This window comes from Microbacterium bandirmense (assembly GCF_037204185.1).
GTDB lineage: Bacteria > Actinomycetota > Actinomycetes > Actinomycetales > Microbacteriaceae > Microbacterium > Microbacterium bandirmense.
The window spans coordinates 345,354-365,987 of record NZ_JBBDGM010000002.1 but is presented as its reverse complement, the minus strand read 5'-3'; the positions used below and the strand labels follow the sequence as shown (position 1 = coordinate 365,987).

Here is a 20,634-nt window from a genome sequence, read left to right as displayed (position 1 = left end):
TACCCGTACATGAGGCACTCCGTACCCGATCGAGGCGTGTTTCGGCGAGTCGCCCTGAGCCGCAGAACGTCGCGGTGTGGCCGCCAGCGCCACCGCCCCGACAGGGTGCAATCCGGCCGCCCGCAGCGCCCTCGCGGCCTCATCGAGCGTGGCCCCGGTGGTCACCACGTCGTCGACGATCACGACCCGGGTGCCCGGCTCCGCCGACGCGCGTGCGCGCAAGCTGCCGGCGACGTTGCGCGCCCTGGCATCGCGTCCGAGCTCCCGCTGATCCCCGGTGCGGCGCGCGGGGACCAGCATCCGACTCCCGCGCCGGCCGGCCCTGCGCACGAGCAGATCGGGCACCCGGTAGCCGCGGCGCCGGAAGGCGCTGCGGCTGGTCGGCACGGGCACGATCACCGCATCCGCCGCGACGTCGGCGAGGACGCCACCCAGCGCGGCGCCCAGAGGACGCGCGAGAATCGTCGCGCCGTCCTCCTTGAGACGTCGGATGCTGCGGGCCGCGACCCCCTCGTAGATCAGCGCGGCATCGACCGCCAGCCCACCCGGTGTCGTGAGCCGGTGCGGCTGCGGGGCGAGCATCAACCGGCACTCATCGCACAGCAGCGTGCCCGGGCGATCGCAGCCGGGACAGCTCGCCGCGAGCAGGAACGCGAGGGCATCGCGCCCGAGGTTCGTCCAGTCTTCGGCATCCATGCATCGAGCCTCGCCCACGCACGCTCCTGCGCGGGCCGCGCGGACACGATCGGTGGACAACTCCGCGACCGTCGCGGATGTGCAGAATCAGTGGACGTGCAGATCCAGTAGAGGTGCAGGACGATCAGTAGCCGGCGCGCGTGCCCAGCACGACCACGTCGTCCACGGCGTTCTGCCACGACGATCCACGCTGCGCGTACACGACCCCGTCATCGGCCAGAACGCGCACGCCGGTGGTCGTGCGGGCGCCTGCCAGCGAGACCGCGTCGACGGGGGCCGGCGAGGTCGACCACGGGCCGCCCACCGTGAAGGTCGTGAGCACCGGATCGGGCGGATCCGAGAGCACCGCCACCGAGTCCGCGCCCACCCAGGCGAGTCCCTGGGCGGTGCCGTGCGGCAGGGGAACCTCCTGGGGGAACTGCTCCCCCAGACCGATCGGCACTCCGTCGTCGTTGCGGATGATCGCCGCGACGACGAGGCGGTGCACTCCCCCGGAGGCCACGACCGCGGCGATGCGCGCCCCATCGGCGGACACCCGCAGATGGCTGATGGTGTCGGCATCCGGCCAGGCGTCCGCGACCTCGTGCTCGACGATGCGTCGCGCATCCCACGCTCGCACCTGCGCGGGGGACGACGCGGGAGCGGACCAGATGAAGCCGAACGGGTCGAGAGACGGGACGATCAGGCCGGGCCGTCCATCGACCTCGTTCCTGGTGCCGTCGCTGACCGCCCAGACGTGGCCGTCCTGCAGCTGCACGGCGGCGAACTGGGCGTCGAGTGAGACGTCGATGGAGCGGATCGGACGCGCGAACTCGCTGATCTGCTCGGTGAGCGCACCCACCGGGGCGATCTCACCCGATGCGGCGGTGCCGAAGGTCGTGCCGTCGAAGACGAGCACGCCGGGGTCGACGATCGACTCCTCCACCGATACGGTGTCCGCCGCCAGCGGTGCACCGTCGACCACGAACCGCACCTCTGAGACGCCCGCACCGGCGAGACTCTCCTCCAACTGCGTGCGCATGCGCGCGAGCACACTCGACGATGTCGACAGCGCCGAGCGGGTGAGCGAGACCGAGGCGACCTGCGACGAGTCGATCGGCACGGCTTCGCCGACGAGCGATACATCGGCCGGAAACGCGGTCTGCACGGCGGGGGCGAGCCAGTCGGTCGGTGCGCCTGAGATCACCGCACGGGTGATCGTCGTCGCCATCGCCGCCCGGCGCGGATACCAGCGCACGTCGGGCACGAGGTGGGTCCAGCTGGAGTCAAAGTACTTCAGGGCGAACTTCTCGTACACCTTGCTGAAGGTGTCGATGTCGAGCGTGACCCCGTCCTTCGCCTCGGAGATGCGCCACTCGCCACCCGACTCGCGCTCGAGCCGGTAGGTGGCCTTGGCCGCACCGGCCGCTGCGCTGTACGCGCCGTCCGCGTCGACGCTGGCGATCTGGTCGAGCTCGACGATGACGGCGGCGGCGGTCGCGCTCTCGTCGTCGGCGTCGACATCGGGGGTGAAGCGGCGCTCGAGCACGGACGAGTCGATGGCGACGCCCACCTCGGGATCCCACTCGCGGGAGAAGTCCTCGGTGAGGAACTGGTGAGCGATCTCCCAGTTGTTCGCCGGTGTCATGGACGCCTCGAGGAAGCCGGCGACGATGTCCTCGGGACCTGCGCCCGGCTCCGGCCCCTGTGCGATGGGTGTGAAGGCCGGGTCCTCTCCGTCTTCGCCGACGGCGAGCCCGGCGTTCGGCGGCCCGGAGGTGGGCAGGCCGGCACAGCCGGCGAGCAGAAGGCCCACCGTGGCGACGGCGAGCAGTCGGATGCCCGTGCGCAGTCTCATGATCGTCCCCCATCACGGTCGTCGGGCACCACGATCGGCTGGGTGAGGTCGCCGAGGTCTGCCAGTGTCTCCTGGGGCTCGAGCGGCACCGGCCCCTGACCGTGCGGTGTCGCGTCGGTGCGCGGGATCGTGAGCACGAAATTGGTCCCGACGCCCAGCTCCGACCACACCTCCAGCGTGCCGCCGTGCAGCTTCGCATCGCCGAGGGCGATCGACAGGCCGAGACCCGTGCCGCCGATCGTGCGGGTGCGCGAGGGATCGGCACGCCAGAACCGGTCGAACACGCGGTCGACGTCCTCGGGGCGCAGGCCCAGTCCGAAATCGCGCACGCCGACCGCCACCGCGTGCTGGTTGCTGTCGACGGTGATGACCACGGGCTTGCCCTCGCCGTGCTCGATGGCGTTGCCGACGAGATTGCGCAGCACCCGGCGCACACGCCGCGGGTCCATGTCGACGGGTGAGTACCCGCCCGGGGCGACCATCCGCAGCTCGGTGTCATGCACAGCGGCCAGCGGGCGCAGCTCGTCGACGATCTCCTCTGCCAGCTGCGCAAGGCTCGTCGCCTCGATCTCGAGCTGCACCGATCCGGCGTCGTAGCGGCTGATCTCGAGCAGATCCGACAGCAGCAGCTCGAAGCGCTGCACCTGGGTGTGCAGCAGCTCGGCCGTGCGCGCCGTGGTCGGGTCGAAGTCGTCCTTCTGATCGTTGATCATCTCGGCGGCCAGTCGGATGGTGGTCAGCGGTGTGCGCAGCTCGTGGGAGACGTCCGAGACGAAGCGCTGCTGCACGAGCGAGAGCTCCGCGAGCTCGCGGATCTGGTTCTCGATGCTGTCCGCCATGGCGTTGAACGATCTGCCGAGGGTGGCCAGCTCGTCTTCGCCCCGCACGGGCAGCCGCACCTCGAGATCACCGGCGGCGAGACGCGCACTGGTCTCGGCGGCCTCGATGATCGGCGTGGACACCGAGCGCAGCACGAGCCATGAGATCACGGCGATCAGACCGACCAGGGTGATGCCGGCGAACCACAGCGTGCGCTGCACGAACAGCAGCGTCTCGTCGGCGTCAGCCAGGTCGTAGGCCATGTAGATCTCATAGTTGCCCACGTCGTGGATGGTCAGCAGCTGGCCGACGACGATCCCGGCGGTGGTGGTGCCGTCGTCCTGGGGCAGTTCGACGGACTGCCAGGCCTGGCGGCCCGGCACAGTGATGACCCTCGTGCGCAGTTCGTTGCTGAGTGCGGGGAACGGCCGCAGGCTGCGGAAGCCGGATGGCGCGAAGCCGTCGCCCTCCGCCTCGGCGAAGAACCCGACGATCCGATCGGTGGATGCGGCGCGACCGAGCACCCGCTGAGTCTCACCCCACAGCGCCGCGACCGCGGCCCTGTCGTCGCCGACCTGCCCGGAGTCGAGCAGATTCTGCGCCTGCGAGACCGAGAGTCGCGCGTTGTGCAGCGCCTCGTCCTTGCGGGACTCGAAGAGGTCGCTGCGGATCACCAGTGCCATCACCACGCAGATGATGAAGATCGCGAGCGAAGTGCACAGCATGGTGATCGCCGTGGCGCGGAAGCGCATGGAATGCCGCCACGCAGCCATGGCGGCGTCGGGCCATTGTCGCGGCGCGCGCCAGGGCGACGAGTGCGTGCGCGTCGGGGTCGTCGCTGTCACGCGGATGCTCCTAGCTGACGCTCCCGGCGCGGTAGCCGACGCCGCGCACCGTCATGACGATGCGGGGATTGTCGGGGTCGAGCTCGACCTTCGCGCGCAGGCGCTGCACGTGCACGTTCACCAGCCGGGTGTCGGCCTTGTAGTGGTATCCCCACACCTGCTCGAGCAGCATCTCGCGGGACAACACCTGCTGCGGCTTCGACGCCAGGGCGACGAGCAGCTGGAATTCGAGCGGCGTGAGGGCGATCGGGGCCGTGCCGCGGCGCACTTCATGGGCGTCGACGTCGATGGTCAGATCTCCCACCCGCAGCACGTCGGAGACCGTCTCCGGCGTGGGCCGCAGGCGGGTGCGGATGCGGGCCACGAGCTCTTTCGGGTTGAACGGCTTCACGATGTAGTCGTCCGCCCCGACCTCGAGGCCGCGCACGACATCGGCTGTGTCGCTGCGGGCGGTGAGCATGATGATCGGCACGCCCGATTCGGCGCGGATGCGCGAGCAGATCTCGATGCCGTCCATGCCGGGGAGCATCAGGTCCAGCAGGACGAGGTCCGGCCGGGTCGCGCGCCATTCGTCCACAGCCTGGGCGCCGTCGGCGCAGAAGAGCACGTCCAGTCCCTCTGTGCGCAGGACGATGCCGATCATCTCGGCGAGCGCCGTGTCGTCATCGACAACGAGGATTCTAGAGGTCATCGTGTGCCCAGCCTCCGCTTTCTCTGTTCTTGCGGATGGCGGGGTCCCCATACAGCCGCAACGCCGTTCAGCCTACTTGAGAAATCTATTCATATCCGGGGCACGCGCGCAGTCGCCACGACGCGGTGTGCCACGATGGTAGGGGCACAGGGAGGGAGTGCGAATGAGCGGTCAGACCTGGACCCCCGCACCGAGGAAGAGCACAATACCGCTGCACCCGATGACTTTCGGCACGATCCTCGGCCGGTCGTTCAGCGCACTGCGGCACAACCCGAAGGTGCTGTTCGGGTTCGCGGTGGCGGTGCAGTTCGGGATCAGCCTGCTCGCCGTCACTGTGACGCTGCTGATCGCAGGGTTCACGGCGGCGCGGATCGCGAGCGTGCCGGCGGGCTCGCCCGATCTGGGTCCGATCATCGCCGGATCGGTCGCCCTTGGCATCATCGTGGGCATCGCGGTCGCGCTGGCGAGCGTGGCGTTCACAGCCATCATCCAGGGGCTGGTGGCCGCCGATGTGTCGTACGCCGCGCTCGGGCGCAAGGCTCCGCTGCGCACGCTGTGGCAGCGGATGCGCCCGTCGTTCTGGCGGCTGTTCGCGTTCTCGCTGCTGCAGGGCGCGGCGGTGTTCCTGTGGCTGCTCACGCTGGCCGGCATCGTCATCGGCGTGATGGCCGCCACCGGCTTCGAGGCCGCGGGCGTCGGCATCGGTGCCATCCTCGGCGTGCTGCTCGTGCTGGGCAGCATCCCTCTGCTGGTCTGGCTGGGCACGAAGCTGCTCGTCGTGCCGGCGACCCTCGTGCTCGAGAAGGCGACGATCCGGCAGGCGCTGGTGCGCTCGTGGCGGCTCATCCGCGGGCGGTTCTGGCCCGCGCTCGGCGTGATGTTCCTGATCGGCGCGATCATGGGCCTGGCCGCCCAGGTCGTCAGCATCCCGGGCACCCTCATCAGCTCGGTGCTCGGCGGGGTCCTCGCGCCGACCGGTGACATGGAGGCCACGGCGTTCATGGCCATGATGGCGGCCACGATCCTGCCTCAGGTGCTGGTGCTGGCCGTGCAGGCGATCACGCTCGTCGTGCAGGGCACCGGGGCGACCCTCATCTACCTCGACAGCCGGATGCGCTACGAGGGGCTGGATCAGACCCTGATCCGCCACGTCGAGCGCGCACAGCTCGGCACTCCCGACGAAGAGCTCGGCGATCCGTACGCACTCGACCCGGCTCGCGCGGTGTCGAAGACGCCCCCGCCGGCGGCGACACCTCCCGCGCCGGGCTACGCGGCCTACCCGGGGGCGTACCCCGCTCCCCCCGCCTATCCCGCGCCCCAGCCTGGCCATCCGCCCCAGCCGGGCTATGCACCCCCGCCGGGCTACGCGCCCCCGCAGGGCTATCCACCGCAGCCCGGCCGCGCCCCGCAGCCCGGATATGCGGCACCACCGCCACCGGCCCCGCCCGCGCCCCGCCCCGACTCCCCCGCGCCGCCGAACACCTGGGCGGCCCCCGGCGGGTCCGAGTGATCGCATTGCCCCGGGTCGGAGACGTCTTCATCCCCGATGGCGACGATGCGCGCCGTTGGGCGCAGGACGAACTGTCGAAGGGCGAGTACGAGGCGGCCAAACCCACCTGGTTCGACCGGATGGCCGCCGACGTCGTGGAGTGGATCGCGTCGCTGTTCCGAGGCGACGGGACCGGGGCGATCGCTCCGGTGGCGGTGACGATCATCGTGATCGTCATCATCGCCGCCCTCATCGTGGCACTGGTGGTGTGGGGTCGTCCCCGTGCGTCCCGCGCGGTGCGCCGACGCGTCGATCTGCTCGGGGAGCGCGACGACCGCACCGCGGCCCAGTTGCGCGCCGATGCGGAGCGCAGGGCGAAGGCCGCGGACTGGAACGGGGCCATCGTGCTGCGCTTCCGCGCCATCGCGAGGAGCCTGCTGGAGCGGGATCTCATCGACCCGGCCCCGGGTGCGACAGCGCAGGGCATATCCCGAGAGGCAGCCGCACCGTTCCCCGCGTTCGCCGACCGGCTGCACGACGCAGCCACCTCCTTCGACGCCGTGCGCTACCTCGAGGCCGAGGCCGACGCCGACGCGTACACCAGGATGGCGGAGACCGACGACGCGCTGCGCGCCGCCTCCCCCCTGTCCGCGCCCTCGGCTCCGCAGGCGGTGCCCGCATGACCGCCCAGGCTCCGCTCGCACCGACCGCGGCAACCGACGACACCGCCCCGCCATCCACTGCCGCGGCTCCTCCGCGCGGCCGTCTCGGCCGAGTGCTCGGCTGGGTGTTCGTCATCGTGCTGCTGCTCGGCATCGCGCTGCTGTCGCTGCGACTGCTCACCGCGTCGCCCGACTTCGCCGGCACCCTGCATCCGGAGAGTCCGGGGCCGAACGGGGCGAAGGCTCTCGCCGAGCTCACCCGCGAGCAGGGCGTGCAGATCGAGGTGACGCGCAGCCGCACCGTCGCCGCGGCGTCGCTCTCCTCCGGAGCGACCCTGGTGCTCACCGATCCGCCGGCTCTCAGCGACGAGGCCGTGCACGAGCTGATCGACGGCGCCGACCGCGTCGTGGTGCTCACCAGCAGCTCTCGGATGCTGCGCCTGCTCGACCTCGGCGAGCGCAGTCCCGCCGCCGGCCCCGTGCGGGCCGACTGCGCTGCTGTGGAGTTCTCGCGGGTCGGCACGATCGACGCCGATCGCATGTTCACCCCTGCCGAGGGCGTCGCCGGCTGCTTCCGCGACGATGCCGGCGACGCCGCGGTGCTGCGTGCCGCCCACGGCGGCACCACGATCACGCTGGTCGAAGGGGCGAGGCTGCTGTCGAACCAGCACCTCGCCGAGAACGGCAACGCCGCGCTCGGCCTGGCCCTGCTCGCGCAGACCGACGAGGTCGTCTGGTACGTGCCGTCGTTCGGCGACGGGGACCGCGGTGACGGCGAGGCCGTCGGCCTCGGTGAGCTGACCCCCGACTGGGTTACGCCGGCCATCCTGCTGCTGTTCATCGCCGCGCTGGCGGCCATCTGGTGGCGCGGTCGCCGGTTCGGTCCCCTGGTCGCCGAGACGCTGCCGGTCACCGTGCGGGCCTCCGAGACCATGCACGGTCGTGCGCGGCTCACCGCGAAGGCGGCGGATGCCCCGCACGCGGCCGAGGCGCTCCGCGACGGCACCCGCAGGCGCCTCGCGGCACGCCTCGCCCTGAGCACGCGCGCGACCTCCCAGCAGGTCGCGGATGCGGCATCCGACCGACTGCGCGTTCCGCGCGGATCCCTGTACGACCTGCTCGACGGTCCGCCCCCGCACAGCGACCACGAGCTCATCGACCTCGCCCGCAAACTCGCCGACCTCGAGACGGCCGTCGACGCGGCCGTCCACACCGAAAGGAATCGCCCGTGAGCGACGAGACCATGAACGACACCCGACCCGTCGACGACGAGACGCTGCGTCAGGCGATGCACCGGGTGAGAGCCGAGGTCGACAAGGCCGTCGTCGGTCAGGCCGGCACGGTCACCGGACTGCTCGTGGCCCTGCTCGCCCGCGGCCACGTGCTGCTGGAGGGCGTGCCAGGCGTCGCCAAGACCCTCGTCGTGCGCAGCTTCGCCCGCGCCGTCGGGCTCGACACGAAGCGCGTGCAGTTCACCCCGGACCTGATGCCCGGCGATGTCACCGGGTCGCTGGTGTACGACGCGCGCACGGGCGAGTTCGAGTTCCGCCCAGGACCGGTCTTCACGAACATCCTGCTCGCCGATGAGATCAACCGCACCCCGCCGAAGACCCAGGCCGCGTTGCTGGAGGCCATGGAGGAGCGCCAGGTGTCGGCCGACGGCGAGAGCCGGCCGCTGCCGGATCCGTTCCTCGTTGCGGCGACGCAGAACCCGATCGAGCACGAGGGCACGTACACGCTGCCGGAGGCGCAGCTGGACCGCTTCCTGATGAAGCTCGTGGTGGGGATGCCCGAACGCGACGCCGAGGTCTCGGTGCTGCGTCTGCATGCCGACGGCTTCTCGCCGCGGCTGCTCACCGGCGTCACAGCCGTCGTCAGCGACGACGAGATCCGCGCCGCGCAGGATGCTGCCGCGCGCGTGCAGGTGAACGACGACGTGCTCGGTTACGTCGTCGACCTGGCCCGCGCGACGCGCCTCTCGCCGTCGGTCGAGCTGGGTGCGAGCCCTCGTGCATCGACCGCGCTGCTGGCCGCGGCGAAGGCGTGGGCCTGGCTGAACGCCTCGACGGCGGTCACGCCCGACCACGTGCAGACGATGCTCATGCCGGTGTGGCGGCACCGTCTGCAGCTGCGCCCCGACGCGCAGATGGAGGGTGTCACGGCCGACGCGGTGCTGCAGTCGGTCGTGCAGCAGACCCGGGTGCCGATCTGACATGTTCGTCACCGCACTGCTCGCCCCGCTGATCGCGCTGGGCGTCGTCCCGATGGTGCTGCTGAGCACGGTCGGGTTCCCCGCGTGGGCGACGTTCGGCGGGTGGATGCTGCTGTGCGCCGTGATCGTCGTGGTCGACGTGCTGCTGGCTGCCGATCCGCGTGCGGTCGCGGTGACCAGGCGCGTGCCCGCCAGGGCGCGCCTGGGCGAGGAGGTCGCGGCGAGCGTCGCCGTGCAGAACCTCGGCTCCCGCACCCTGCGGGGACGGCTGCGCGATGCCTGGCAGCCGACCGCCGGCACGCCGGCCGCACGCTCGACGGTGGTCATCCCCCCGGGTGAGCGCCGTCGCGTCGAGGTGCATCTGACGCCGCGGCGGCGCGGTGAGCTGCGCAGCGAGTTCGTCGTGCTGCGCTCGCGCGGGCCACTCGGCGTCGCCGGTCGCCAGGCACGTCACGACGTGCCAGGGGCCTTGCGCGTGCTGCCCGCCTTCTCGTCACGCAAGCACCTGCCATCGCGGCTCGCGAGACTGCGCGAGCTGGACGGGAACACCTCGATCCAGGTCCGCGGACAGGGCACCGAGTTCGATTCCCTGCGCGAGTACGTGCGCGGCGACGACATCCGCTCGATCGACTGGCGCGCGACGGCCCGGGCCGGCACCACGATGCTGCGCACCTGGCGCCCGGAGCGCGACCGTCAGGTCGTGATCCTGATCGACACCGGCCGCACCGCCGCGGCGCGCGTCGGCGACGGCACACGGGTGGATGCTGCGCTCGAAGCGGCCCTGCTGCTGGCCGCCCTGGCCACGCGCGCAGGCGACCACGTGCACCTGCTGATGCACGATCGTGTGACGCGCGCCCGGGTCACCGGGGTCGACGGCGCCGCGCTGCTGCCTGCCCTGACCGATGCGATGGCACCGGTGCACGCCCGCCTGGTCGACACCGACTGGGCGGGGGCGTTCGCCGCGGTGCGCTCGCTGACTACGCGCCCCTCGCTGATCGTCGTGCTCACGGCTCAGGATGCCGCGGAGTCTGCCCGGGGGTTCCTCGGCGCCTTCCCCGATGCCACCAGGGCGACCACCATCCTCGTCGGGTCGGTGACCGACGATGCGATCGGCGAGCTCGCGAAGCGGCGCGATACCCGCGCTGATGTCTACCTCGCGGCGGCAGCCGAGCAGACCGTCCGCGACGCGCAGGTCGTGGCGGATGCCGTGCGTCGCGCCGGTGGCGAGGCGATCGCCGCCGACCCCGAATCCCTGCCGCCGCGGATCGCCGACCGCTATCTGGAGCTGAAGGCTGCCGGCCGCCTGTAACCGGGAACGGATGCAGAGAGTTTGAACACTTGGCGAGCGACACGCCGGAGGATCCACTCACATCCGTTCAAACTCTCGCCATCCGTTCCTGGCGAACGCCAAAAGCAGGTGAATCCTTTTTGCGAATCATTCGGAATAAGCTAGAATAGCTGCATGATCACCCTTCCCGACTACCCTGCGCAGCTGCGCGGAGCCGGGTTGCGCGTGACGACGCAGCGGGTGCATGTGCTCGACACTCTGCGACAGCATCCGCATTCCTCGGCCGATACTGTGTTCGCAAGCATCCGCGATCGTCTGCCCGGCATCTCCGCCGGCACCGTGCACGGTGTGCTCAACGACCTCACCGCGGCCGGCATCGTCCGCCGCGTGAGCCTGCCCGACATCGGCAGCGCCCTGTACGAACTGCACAGCGACGACAATCACCACCATGTGCAGTGCGTCGGCTGCGGGCGCGTCGAGGATGTCGCCTGCGCCGTCGGCGCGGCCCCCTGCCTTCATCCCTCTCATGACCATGGCATGCGAATCCTCGAAGCCGCGGTCACGTACCGAGCCCTCTGTCCCGAATGTGAAAGGAACGCTCATGGCTGACAAGCCCGCAACCACCACTCAGACAGGTACCCCGGTCGCCAGCGACGCCCACTCGCTGACGGTCGGCGCCGACGGCGTCACCGCGCTGCACGACCGCTACCTCGTCGAGAAGCTCGCCTCGTTCAACCGCGAGCGCGTGCCCGAGCGCAACCCGCACGCCAAGGGCGGCGGCGCGTTCGGCGAGTTCGAGGTCACCGAGGACGTCTCGGCCTACACCCGAGCGGCGGTCTTCCAGCCCGGCGCGAAGAGCGAGACGCTGCTGCGCTTCTCGTCCGTCGCCGGCGAGCAGGGCTCGCCCGACACCTGGCGCGACGTGCGTGGCTTCTCGCTGCGCTTCTACACCACCGAGGGCAACCTCGACATCGTCGGCAACAACACGCCCACGTTCTTCCTGCGCGACGCGATGAAGTTCCCCGACTTCATCCACTCGCAGAAGCGCCTGGGTGCCTCCGGTCTGCGCGACGCCGACATGCAGTGGGACTTCTGGACCCTCTCCCCCGAGTCGGCGCACCAGGTCACGTACGTCATGGGCGACCGCGGCATCTCGCGCTCGTGGCGCCACGTCAACGGCTACGGCTCGCACACCTACCAGTGGGTCAACGCCCAGGGCGAGCGCTTCTGGGTGAAGTACCACTTCCTGTCCCAGCAGGGCGTCGAGCCGATGTTCGCCGACGAGGCCGAGCGCGTCGCCGGTGAGGACGCCGACTTCTACCGTCGCGACCTGTACGAGGCGATCGAGCGCGGCGACTTCCCGAAGTGGGACGTCTACGTGCAGATCATGCCGTACGAAGAGGCGAAGACCTACCGCTTCAACCCGTTCGACCTGACGAAGACCTGGTCGAAGAAGGACTACCCGCGCATCAAGGTCGGCACGTTCACGCTGAACCGCAACCCGCGCAACTTCTTCGCCGAGATCGAGCAGGCCGCGTTCTCGCCCGGGAACCAGGTGCCCGGCACCGGCATCTCACCCGACAAGATGCTGATGGCCCGCGTGTTCTCGTACAGCGACGCCCAGCGCTACCGCATCGGCGCGAACTTCAACCAGCTGCCCGTGAACCAGCCGCACGCGGCCGAGGTGCGCAACTACATGCACGAGGGCCAGATGCAGTACCACTTCAACCCGGCCGAGCACCGCGTGTACACGCCCAACTCGTACGGTGCGACCGGTGGCCCCGAGGCCGACCCGCTGCTGGGTGTCGAGGCGAGCTGGGAGTCCGACGGCGAGCTGGTCCGCTCGGCGGCGACACTGCGCGCCGACGACGGCGACTTCGTGCAGCCCGGCATCCTGTACCGCGAGGTCTTCGATGACGAGCAGCGCGCCCGCTTCGTCGAGACGCTCGTCGGCCAGTACAACGCCCTGACCGTTCCCGCCATCCAGGAGCGCTTCTTCTGGTACTGGGGCCAGGTCGACCAGGCCCTGGGCGAGCAGCTGCGCGCTCTCGCCGGCGCGCCGATCGGCGACGCCGAGCCCGTCGGCGTGGGCGAGTAACCCTCTTCCGATCCGAAACCCCTCCATCACCCGTGACGGAGGGGTTTCGGCGTGTGAGCGTGGCGCGTGCGCGCATTCTGCAGGATCATCGGAGCACAGGTCGGCAACGCGCCGTCCCGATGAGAAAGGTCTGGCAATGAGCGATTCCTCGATGACACCGTCCGTCGACGCCGCAGTGCCACCGGCACCGACACTGGGCGCCAAGCTCGCCGCAGAGGGCTTCGGTACCTTCCTGCTCGTGTTCGGCGGCGTCGGCACCGCTGTGTTCGCCTCCAACCACTTCACCGAACCCGGCACCGCCTCGGCCGTCTACGTCGCGATCGCGCTCGCCTTCGGTCTGACCGTGCTGGTGGGCGTCTACGCGTTCGGTCCGATCTCGGGCGGCCATTTCAACCCCGCCGTCACGCTGGGGGCCGCGGCCGCGGGGCGCACCCCGTGGCGCGACGTCGGGCCGTACATCATCGCCCAGATCGTCGGCGGCGTGATCGCCTCGACGGCGCTCACCCTGATCGGCCTGTTCGGGCCGGACGGATGGCTGGCCGCCGCGCAGGACGCCGGTTTCGCCAGCAACGGCTGGGACGCCCTCTCACCCAGCGGGTTCGAGATGCCGGCGGCGATGATCATCGAGGTGATCCTCACCGGCTTCTTCCTGCTGGTGATCCTGGGGGCGACGCACCCCAAGCGGGGCACGCTGTTCGCCGGGGTCGCGATCGGCCTGAGCCTGACGCTCATCCACCTCATCTCGATCCCCGTCGACAACACCTCGGTCAACCCGGCACGCTCGATCGCCGCCGCCATCTACGGGGGCACCGAGGCGCTGTCTCAGCTGTGGGTGTTCCTGGTGTTCCCGGTGATCGGAGCCATGATCGCCGGCTTCGCCTACCGCGCGCTCTTCGACAGCACCGGCAAGGTGCCCATCGTCTGACGCGCGAGTTGCTATCCGGCGGTGAGGGTGGGGGTGCCGGCCTCGTATTCGACGAGGTCGCCACTCCCACCCCGCCGCACCGCCCTGCGGCCGATCACCAGCATGTAGAACAGGAAGACGCCGAGCGCCGCGGCGCCGATGCCGATCTTCACCGGCCACGGCAGGGCCGAACCGGTGATGAAGCCCTCGACGAGTCCCGAGAGCAGCAGCACGAAGACCAGTCCGATCGCGACCGTCGCCAGCGCCCTGCCCTCGGATGCCAGGGCCTCGCCGCGCCGACGACGGCCCGGCACCGCCCACGCCCAGAAGACGTGCAGGCCGGCCGCAGCGGCCACGAAGATCGCTGTCAGCTCGAGCAGTCCGTGCGGGAGGATGTGCAGGATCATGGTGTCGAGGTGGCCGTGGGCCGCCATCACGGCGGCCGAGACGCCGAGTCCCACGGCGTTCTGCATCAGCATCCACACCGGCCACACCCCGGTCACGCCGAACAGCACGCACTGCATGGCGATCCAGGCGTTGTTGAACCACACCATTCCGGCGAACGACGCCATCGGCTCGTAGTAGTCGACGAAGTCCTCCTCGGCGTACTGCCGCAGCACGTCCGGCGTGCCGATCGCGGCGATGCGCGCCGGGTCGGAGGCGATCCAGGCGGCCGTGAGAGCGCCGACCAGCACGAACAGCACCGCGATCACGCCGGTGGTCCAGCGGATGCGGTAGAGCGCGGCAGGCAGCTGCAGGGTGAAGAACCGCGCGGCTTGGGCGAGCACGTTGTCGCCGGCGCCGGTGAAGCGCAGCCGTGCGGTGGCCAGGATCGTGGACAGATAGGCGCCCTGCGGTGATTCGCCGACCGAGGTCTTCAGCTCGGCGAGATCGGCCGAGGCCGACCGGTAGCGCACGATCAGCTCATCGACCTCCGCGCCACTGAGGCGACGTCGGCGGCTGAGTTCGTCGAGCCGTTCCCACTCGGGTCGGCGTGCGTCGGCGAGAGCATCGGCATCCACCTGATTTACTGTACTCATGTCCGCTGAGCTCGCCGATGAACAGGAGATCCTCTCCGGTGAGGCCGTCGCGATCGATGTGCAGCCGGTGGGGTTCGTGCTGCGCGCCGCCGGCGCACTTATCGACATGCTGCTCGGCTTCGCCGTGTTCATCGCGTTCATCCTGCTGCAGGTCTGGCTGATGTCGCAGGGGGTGATGGATGAGCACCTGTTCCGGATCCTCACGGTCTGGGCGTCGGTCCTGAGCTTTCTGGTGCTGCCGATCACGATCGAGATGGCCACCCGCGGGCGCAGTCTCGGAAAGCTCGCGGTGGGCGGCCGGATCGTGCGGGTCGACGGCGGCGCGACCACGTTCCGGCATGCCTTCATCCGCGGGCTTCTGGGGGTGCTCGAGATCTATCTCACGGTGGGCGGCATCGCCGTGATCACCGGGGCGCTGACCGCCCGCTCGCAGCGGCTGGGCGATCTCGTCGCCGGCACCTACTCCCAGCGGGTGCGCACGCCGAGCCTGGAGCATCATGAGCCGGTGCTGCCGCCGTCGCTGTCGGGCTGGGCGACGATCGCCGATGTGGCGCGGATGCCCGACCGCCTCGCACGCCGGATCTCGCAGTTCCTCGCGAACGCCGACCGTCTCTCCCCTGCCGCGCGGGGCAACGTCGGGCGGGAGCTCGCGGCCGAGGCCGCTCCGTTCGTCTCACCGGTGCCAGAGGTCGCTCCGGAGGAGCTGCTGCGCGGGATCACGGTACTGCGACGACGACGGGAGCGGATGGCGCTGACGCTGGCGGACGACCGTGCCGAGAGGCTGAGCGGAACGCGGATCCGCGTCTGAAACACGGCCAGTTGCGGGCAGGGTCAGCCGTGCGCGCAGTCAGGCGCGCAGGGCCGCGTGGCGCACCACGAGCCAGCCTGCGGGCACTGAGAGCCGATCGGCGTGCTGCGCGCACAGATCGTGCGCATGCGGATCATCGCCGGGCCCGAGCGGGCCCAGTGCGGCCATCTGATCGCCGTAGTCGTAGGTCAGTGTCGCCACCGCCTCGCGCGCACAGGCCACCTTCGAGCACAGTCGCTCTTCCACGCCGATTCTGTCGTCCATCCCGCCCAGCGTAGAACGGCGAACGGCGAATGCTCCTCGGACGCGCGGCACCGCCTAGACTTTCGGCATGGCCCGCTCCCACCCCGCTCCCGTTCGCCGTGGAGCACGCCACGGCCGACACGGCCGTCTGGGGCGCAGCGAGGTCGTGCGTCCGCCACTGCCGCCGCTGGACGGACGTCTGGATCGCTTCGAGATCACCGTGGGCAGCGCCGTGGAGTTCCTGCGCGGTGCGTGGGCCGAACTGCGCGACGTGCGCTTCGAGATGGCGGCGATGCCGACGCACGACCGAGGCGATGGGATCCCGCTGTGGCGGGTGGATCACCTCTCGCAGCGCGTCACGCTGTACCGCGTGCCGATCGAGCGTCTGCTGCCCAAGGGACACGACGATGGGCTGCACCGCCGCATGGCCATCGAGAGCGCGGTGTTCCACGCGGCCGCCGAGTACATCGGGCGCGAGCCCTGGGAGCTCGGTCCGGACGGCGCCGGCCACTGATCCACTGGTTCAGTGATGCACGCTCGCTGGTTCAGTGATGCACGACGATCGGCTGCTGGGTCGCCGCCGGGGCCCAGAGCGGCCACCCGGCTATCGCCGGCGCTCCGCTGGTGCTGAGCATGCCGATCGCGGCATGCATGGGGGCCGAGGCTTCGATCGTGTACGACTCGCCCCGCAGGGGCACGGATGACGCCCCCGACGCCGGCAGCTCGATCGTCTGCGAGTCCTCACCCTCAAGGGTCACCGTCACAGGCGCGTCGGCGGTGTTGCGCAGGTACAGCGTGCTCGGCGCACCGGCTGGCACCGAGAACATCTGACGCCCTTCCAGCGGCGGTGCGGGCAGCATCCAGGAGAAGTCCTGGCGCTCGCTCCTGACCTGGGTCTGCCGGACTGCGGCGACGAGCGGCGCCGAGCTGTCGATCTCGATGTCGTAGGCCCCGGCGGCCAGTCCGCTCAGCGCGATCTCGCTGGGGATGCCGGCTGCCAGCTCGAAGCTGTATTCGTCGCGCACCTCGTCCGATCCCTCGCCGCGCACGCGCACAGTCGCACGGGCATCCTCATCGGGGGCGAGCATGCGCAGCACCGCGCCCGATGCGTCGTCCCCGTCCGTCGCGGGGACGGAGCGCACGCCGACGATCGTCAGCTGCTTCTGCGGCGCCGCCATGCCGTCCTGCAGGTCGATGCCGACGGCCTCGAGCGTGCGGGTGTAGGCCGACTGCAATGCGGCCCGCACGGGCGCGCCGGACGAGACGATCTCGACGACGGGGCGGTTCTGTCCCGAGGCGACGGATGCCAGCGACAGTCCCACCTGCGTGCGCGGCGGCACGATCGTGGTCGACGACGACCTCTCGATGCCGTACACGGTGAGGTCGACGGTCGCCGGCACGGTGCCGGGGTTCGAGAGCACGATGATGTCGGATGCTCCTGTCGAGACGTCACCGCCGACGATCCAGGACTGCATGCCCGCCTCACGGCAGGGGGCGGCGGCGAAGCCGCGCAGGTCGTCTTCGTCGAGGCGCAGCGATTCTGACGCGGCGATCAGCGGTGCGGTGCGGTCGTCGACGGTCGCCGTGATGGTCTGGGCATTCTCTCCGCCCTGCATGTCCGGCATCTGCAGCGGTTCCGATGCGGCGTCGCTGCCGCCGGTCTCCACACGCAGTCGGGGCACCCCCGCCGAGACCATCAGATCGGCCCGGCTCGAATCCCGCCCCAGCGCGCGGAAGGATCCGTCGCACACCAGGGTCGTGTCGCCGGGCACCGGGGTGACCGTCGTGGTCGCGGGTGTGTTCTGCACGGACGGCCAGGGCGCTGCGACGGCGGCCGTGACGCCCACCACACAGGCGGCGACGACCGCCGCACCTGTGACAAGGCGCGCGCCCGTGGCGGCGAGGCGGATCGTCCGCTGCTTCATCGTGTTCCCTCCGCATCGGCATCCTCGGCTCGCGCCTCAGCATCTTTGGCGTCCGCCTCGGCATCCTTCTCGTCCGCCTCAGAGACCTTCTCGTCCGCCCGGGCAGCCTTCTCGCCCGCCTGGGCATTGGCATCCTTCTCGCCCACCTGGGCATCCGCATGAGCGTCGACGGGCGTGACCCCGGGCCGTGCTTCAGCGCGCCGCGGGAGCACGATCGGCTCGTCGGCGGCGCGCCCGACCACGCGAGGCCGTGACCGTGCGGCGCGGCGCGAGGCCCGGGTCGGGATGGCGAGCAGCAGCGCGGCGAAGACCACGATCAGCTGCACCACGCCGACGATCCGCCCGATCGTCTGCGACGTGTGCCCGGGTTCGGTGCGGTCGGCGATCGGCACGCCGACGCTCCACAGCACGCCGTGCGCGGTCTCACCGGCCTTGACGAAGCCCGAGCGCTCGTCGATCGCGATGACCGCGTCGTCGTGCATGTTGCGTGCGCGATCGTTCTCATCAGGTGTCTGGACGAGCAGCACGAAGCTGATGCCGCGCGCGGCGAGCGCCTCGGCGGCCTCGAAGTCGCGTGCCGAGAGCAGGTCGACCGCTTCGTGCGCCACGTCGGTCCCCCGTGGGGTCGTCGCGGTGCTGAGCATCGTCGTCTGCGCCCCCAGCGTCTCACTCGCCCCCCAGATGACCCGCACGCCCAGGGCGCCGTCGCTGTCGGGCGTCAGCACCAGCGTGGCGCGATCGGGCTCGGTCGCAGCCTGGGCGACGACCAGGGCCGGCAGCGTGCTGGTCGACGCGTTGCGCACCTCGGCGTTGCCGGTGTTGACCGCCAGCAGGCCGGGCAGCGCACACACGGCGACGCCCACTGCGGCGACGAGTGCGGCCCCGATGCGCAGCGGTGCGAGGGCGACGACGGTGTCGAGGGTGACCAGCGCGGCGCCGACCGCACCGAGCCACGCGAGGCTGAGCGCACTGCCCGGCCAGAGCGCAGTGCCGGCGCCCTGGACGAACGATACGACGACACCCACCGAGAGCAGGGCGGTGACGATGCCCGTCATCGAGGTCAGCAGCAGGGCGAATCCGGCACGCCACCGCGGAGACAGCGCGGATGCGAGGGCGAGCAGGGCCACCGGCGCGAGCAGCAGCGGGATCCAGACCGCGACCTCACCGCCGGCGAACCACTCCCAGCCGGCTCGATCTGCGGAGGGGAAGCCGCTCGCGACCACTCCGCGCCCCGCCGGATCGGCGGTGACCTGATCGAGGATCCGCACGGTTGCCGGGTCGGCCAGCAGCGCCCACGGGTCGCCGTGACGCAGCTGCCAGATGATCAGTGGGGCGAACAGTGCCGCTGCCGGGATGAGCAGCCAGAACACGCGCGCCGCGGCGCGCAGCCGACCCGAGATCAGCACCAGCACCAGCGCCAGCACCCACAGCAGCAGGAAGGCGGGGCCTAGCGAGGGAGCACAGGCCAGCGCCGCGGCGATCAGCAGCGACGCCGCCCCCGCGGCCCCCCACGATCGGTGCGCGACGGCCGCGGAGTGGAACACCCACGGCAGCAGCAGGTGCAGGATCACCGCGGCCGGCCGCCCCTCGACCAGCGCCGTCAGGAACGTCGGCGCCAGCGCCCACAGCACTCCGCCGAGGATGCGCAGGCCGGAGCGGTCGGTCACCCGAGTCGCCGCGAACCAACCACCGAGCACGGCAAGCGGCAGCGCGGTGAGCCAGAGCAGCACGAGGGCGTAGGAGGGCGATCCCGGCCACAGTGAACCGAGCACCGCGAGCACCGCGGTGAACGGGTCGGCGGGCCCGAGCACGTCCAGTCCGAGATCGCGCTGCCCCCAGGCGGCGTCGGCCCAGAGGGCGGTGAGCGTCTCGCGCAGCGGCAGCAGCTGTCCCCCGCCGATGGCCGGCCAGGCCAGCATCGGCACGAACACCGCGATGCTCACGACCAGCGCGGCGAGCACGGCCCACGCGCCGCCGCCGAAGAATCGCAGTTCGCTGACCGCACCGTGCTCGCTGCCATGGCCGTCATCCAGCCGCTGTCGCAGTTGATCGTGTGAGACGCGCAGTGGGGCGATCGAGGCCCAGGAGGCACGGCGGAACTTTCGGATGCCCGCGCGCGAGCGGACCACCGGTCCGAAGCCGACCATGGCGGCGAGGGCGGCGCCCCATTCGGGCGCCACTTCACCCGGGCGCTTGCCGATGAGGTGCGTGATCGATCGCCACAGCGCGAGCGGCAGCAGACTCAGCCAGTGCAACGGCACTGCGGCGGCCGGTGCGTACGTCAGCCGGCGGTGCAGCTGGGCGCGTCGGGTCATCCACGCCCGGCTCACGCGTCTGCGCGGAAGGGCCGCAGGCCCGTCGGGCCGGACGCCCACCCTGGCGGAGGGCACGAGCACCACCCGTGCTCCACCGAGGCGTGCCCGCACACCCAGATCGAGTCCCTCGTCGGCTCCCCCGAGCCCGACGTCGGGTCGCAGCACCTTCGGTGCAGCACCGCGGATCAGCATCCCGCGCACATCCGCGCCGAGCGCGTCCTCCACGGAATCGTGCTGGCCCTGATCGAGCTCGCCGGCGGCCAGCTCGACCGAGCGGCCGAACCGGGTCATGCTGACGCCGAGCGACTGGATCTCGCGGTCGTCGTCCTCGCGGACCAGTTTGGGGGCGGCGATGGCGGCGGACGGCGAGCGCTCGAGAGCGCCGGTGAGCAGCTGCAGCGCGTCGCTGCGGGGCTCGGTGTCCTGAGCGAGGAGCCACACCGAAGCCCCATCGGGGACCCGCGGGTCTGCGAGTGCCACGGCTTCGGCGTAAGTGGTGGTCGAGCGCGCCTCGATCACGCCCTCGACGATGTCACCGAGGCCCGCGGCCGCGCGCACATGCGAACCGTCGCCGAGCACGACGACCGTGACCGCATCCGGTCGCGTGGACTGAGCGCGGACGGCGTCGAGCGTCTGCAGAAGCTGGATGCTGGCTCTTTCGCCGGCGCGGACGACGGCGATGGCATGAACTCGGGCTGGCATGGCAGAAGCCAGCCTAGGCACGCGGACGCGGGACGCCGGACACTGAGTCCGGCGCGCCCG

18 protein-coding genes are annotated in these 20,634 nt (G+C 70.9%); 10 read left to right on the top strand and 8 right to left on the bottom strand.

The window, feature by feature from the left end; genetic code table 11:
* The 4 genes from WDU99_RS03780 to mtrA all read right to left on the bottom strand — a co-directional run.
* The coding region (locus tag WDU99_RS03780; RefSeq protein ID WP_337331098.1) for a ComF family protein at positions 1 to 696 on the bottom strand (696 nt) is incomplete at its 3' end.
* A 124-nt stretch (positions 697 to 820) separates the two neighbouring features.
* Positions 821 to 2,533 (bottom strand): LpqB family beta-propeller domain-containing protein, encoded by a 1,713-nt coding sequence (locus tag WDU99_RS03775; protein WP_337331097.1) that lies wholly within the window; start codon positions 2,531 to 2,533, stop codon positions 821 to 823.
* Positions 2,530 to 4,197 carry an MtrAB system histidine kinase MtrB gene (mtrB, locus tag WDU99_RS03770; protein ID WP_420063978.1) on the bottom strand — a complete coding sequence of 556 codons (1,668 nt, stop codon included), beginning with the start codon at positions 4,195 to 4,197 and terminating at the stop codon, positions 2,530 to 2,532. Before mtrB ends, WDU99_RS03775 begins: the two co-directional genes overlap by 4 nt.
* Positions 4,198 to 4,207: 10 nt before the next feature.
* Positions 4,208 to 4,888 carry an MtrAB system response regulator MtrA gene (gene mtrA, locus WDU99_RS03765; protein ID WP_337331096.1) on the bottom strand — a complete coding sequence of 227 codons (681 nt, stop codon included), beginning with the start codon at positions 4,886 to 4,888 and terminating at the stop codon, positions 4,208 to 4,210.
* Between the two features lie 163 nt (positions 4,889 to 5,051).
* Between mtrA and WDU99_RS03760 the strand changes: the two genes are divergently transcribed.
* From WDU99_RS03760 to aqpZ, 8 genes are all read left to right on the top strand, one after another.
* Complete coding sequence (locus tag WDU99_RS03760) at positions 5,052 to 6,398, top strand: hypothetical protein (RefSeq protein WP_337331095.1); 1,347 nt, start codon at positions 5,052 to 5,054, stop codon at positions 6,396 to 6,398.
* Positions 6,395 to 7,060: a DUF4129 domain-containing protein gene (locus WDU99_RS03755; RefSeq protein WP_337331094.1), complete on the top strand. Its 666-nt coding sequence runs from the start codon at positions 6,395 to 6,397 to the stop codon at positions 7,058 to 7,060. Before WDU99_RS03760 ends, WDU99_RS03755 begins: the two co-directional genes overlap by 4 nt.
* Positions 7,057 to 8,271: a DUF4350 domain-containing protein gene (locus tag WDU99_RS03750; protein WP_337331093.1), complete on the top strand. Its 1,215-nt coding sequence runs from the start codon at positions 7,057 to 7,059 to the stop codon at positions 8,269 to 8,271. Before WDU99_RS03755 ends, WDU99_RS03750 begins: the two co-directional genes overlap by 4 nt.
* A gap of 11 nt (positions 8,272 to 8,282) precedes the next feature.
* Entirely contained in the window at positions 8,283 to 9,251 is a 969-nt protein-coding gene (locus WDU99_RS03745; protein ID WP_337331117.1) for an AAA family ATPase, read from the top strand.
* A 1-nt stretch (position 9,252) separates the two neighbouring features.
* Positions 9,253 to 10,560: a DUF58 domain-containing protein gene (locus tag WDU99_RS03740; RefSeq protein ID WP_337331092.1), complete on the top strand. Its 1,308-nt coding sequence runs from the start codon at positions 9,253 to 9,255 to the stop codon at positions 10,558 to 10,560.
* A 153-nt stretch (positions 10,561 to 10,713) separates the two neighbouring features.
* Complete coding sequence (locus WDU99_RS03735) at positions 10,714 to 11,148, top strand: Fur family transcriptional regulator (RefSeq protein WP_337331091.1); 435 nt, start codon at positions 10,714 to 10,716, stop codon at positions 11,146 to 11,148.
* Positions 11,141 to 12,637, top strand: coding sequence for a catalase (locus tag WDU99_RS03730; protein WP_337331090.1), 1,497 nt, complete (start codon positions 11,141 to 11,143; stop codon positions 12,635 to 12,637). The genes WDU99_RS03735 and WDU99_RS03730 overlap by 8 nt, the downstream gene beginning before the upstream one ends.
* Before the next feature lie 136 nt (positions 12,638 to 12,773).
* Positions 12,774 to 13,562, top strand: a complete 789-nt coding sequence (gene aqpZ, locus WDU99_RS03725) for an aquaporin Z (protein WP_337331089.1) — start codon at positions 12,774 to 12,776, stop codon at positions 13,560 to 13,562.
* A gap of 11 nt (positions 13,563 to 13,573) precedes the next feature.
* Here aqpZ and WDU99_RS03720 read toward each other — a convergent pair whose 3' ends face one another.
* On the bottom strand, positions 13,574 to 14,563 hold the full coding sequence (locus WDU99_RS03720; protein WP_337331088.1) for a stage II sporulation protein M: 990 nt from the start codon (positions 14,561 to 14,563) through the stop codon (positions 13,574 to 13,576).
* A gap of 16 nt (positions 14,564 to 14,579) precedes the next feature.
* Between WDU99_RS03720 and WDU99_RS03715 the strand changes: the two genes are divergently transcribed.
* Positions 14,580 to 15,389 carry an RDD family protein gene (locus tag WDU99_RS03715; RefSeq protein WP_337331087.1) on the top strand — a complete coding sequence of 270 codons (810 nt, stop codon included), beginning with the start codon at positions 14,580 to 14,582 and terminating at the stop codon, positions 15,387 to 15,389.
* A 39-nt stretch (positions 15,390 to 15,428) separates the two neighbouring features.
* On the opposite strand, the gene WDU99_RS03710 is transcribed toward WDU99_RS03715, so the two are convergent.
* On the bottom strand, positions 15,429 to 15,635 hold the full coding sequence (locus tag WDU99_RS03710; RefSeq protein WP_337331116.1) for a DUF3499 family protein: 207 nt from the start codon (positions 15,633 to 15,635) through the stop codon (positions 15,429 to 15,431).
* Positions 15,636 to 15,798: 163 nt separating this feature from the next.
* Between WDU99_RS03710 and WDU99_RS03705 the strand changes: the two genes are divergently transcribed.
* Complete coding sequence (locus tag WDU99_RS03705) at positions 15,799 to 16,146, top strand: hypothetical protein (RefSeq protein ID WP_420063980.1); 348 nt, start codon at positions 15,799 to 15,801, stop codon at positions 16,144 to 16,146.
* Between the two features lie 31 nt (positions 16,147 to 16,177).
* On the opposite strand, the gene WDU99_RS03700 is transcribed toward WDU99_RS03705, so the two are convergent.
* Entirely contained in the window at positions 16,178 to 17,557 is a 1,380-nt protein-coding gene (locus tag WDU99_RS03700; protein WP_337331085.1) for a DUF5719 family protein, read from the bottom strand.
* Positions 17,554 to 20,574 carry a glycosyltransferase family 2 protein gene (locus tag WDU99_RS03695; RefSeq protein WP_337331084.1) on the bottom strand — a complete coding sequence of 1,007 codons (3,021 nt, stop codon included), beginning with the start codon at positions 20,572 to 20,574 and terminating at the stop codon, positions 17,554 to 17,556. Before WDU99_RS03695 ends, WDU99_RS03700 begins: the two co-directional genes overlap by 4 nt.
* Positions 20,575 to 20,634 lie beyond the last annotated feature (60 nt).

Coding starts and splice junctions, on each gene's coding strand:
- WDU99_RS03760 (WP_337331095.1), top strand. CDS start 5,052: ATGAGCGGTCAGACCTGGACCCCCGCACCGAGGAAGAGCACAATACCG.
- WDU99_RS03700 (WP_337331085.1), bottom strand. CDS start 17,557: ATGAAGCAGCGGACGATCCGCCTCGCCGCCACGGGCGCGCGCCTTGTC.
- mtrA (WP_337331096.1), bottom strand. CDS start 4,888: ATGACCTCTAGAATCCTCGTTGTCGATGACGACACGGCGCTCGCCGAG.
- WDU99_RS03745 (WP_337331117.1), top strand. CDS start 8,283: ATGAACGACACCCGACCCGTCGACGACGAGACGCTGCGTCAGGCGATG.
- WDU99_RS03735 (WP_337331091.1), top strand. CDS start 10,714: ATGATCACCCTTCCCGACTACCCTGCGCAGCTGCGCGGAGCCGGGTTG.
- aqpZ (WP_337331089.1), top strand. CDS start 12,774: ATGAGCGATTCCTCGATGACACCGTCCGTCGACGCCGCAGTGCCACCG.
- WDU99_RS03750 (WP_337331093.1), top strand. CDS start 7,057: ATGACCGCCCAGGCTCCGCTCGCACCGACCGCGGCAACCGACGACACC.
- WDU99_RS03775 (WP_337331097.1), bottom strand. CDS start 2,533: ATGAGACTGCGCACGGGCATCCGACTGCTCGCCGTCGCCACGGTGGGC.
- WDU99_RS03740 (WP_337331092.1), top strand. CDS start 9,253: ATGTTCGTCACCGCACTGCTCGCCCCGCTGATCGCGCTGGGCGTCGTC.
- WDU99_RS03695 (WP_337331084.1), bottom strand. CDS start 20,574: ATGCCAGCCCGAGTTCATGCCATCGCCGTCGTCCGCGCCGGCGAAAGA.
- WDU99_RS03730 (WP_337331090.1), top strand. CDS start 11,141: ATGGCTGACAAGCCCGCAACCACCACTCAGACAGGTACCCCGGTCGCC.
- WDU99_RS03715 (WP_337331087.1), top strand. CDS start 14,580: ATGTCCGCTGAGCTCGCCGATGAACAGGAGATCCTCTCCGGTGAGGCC.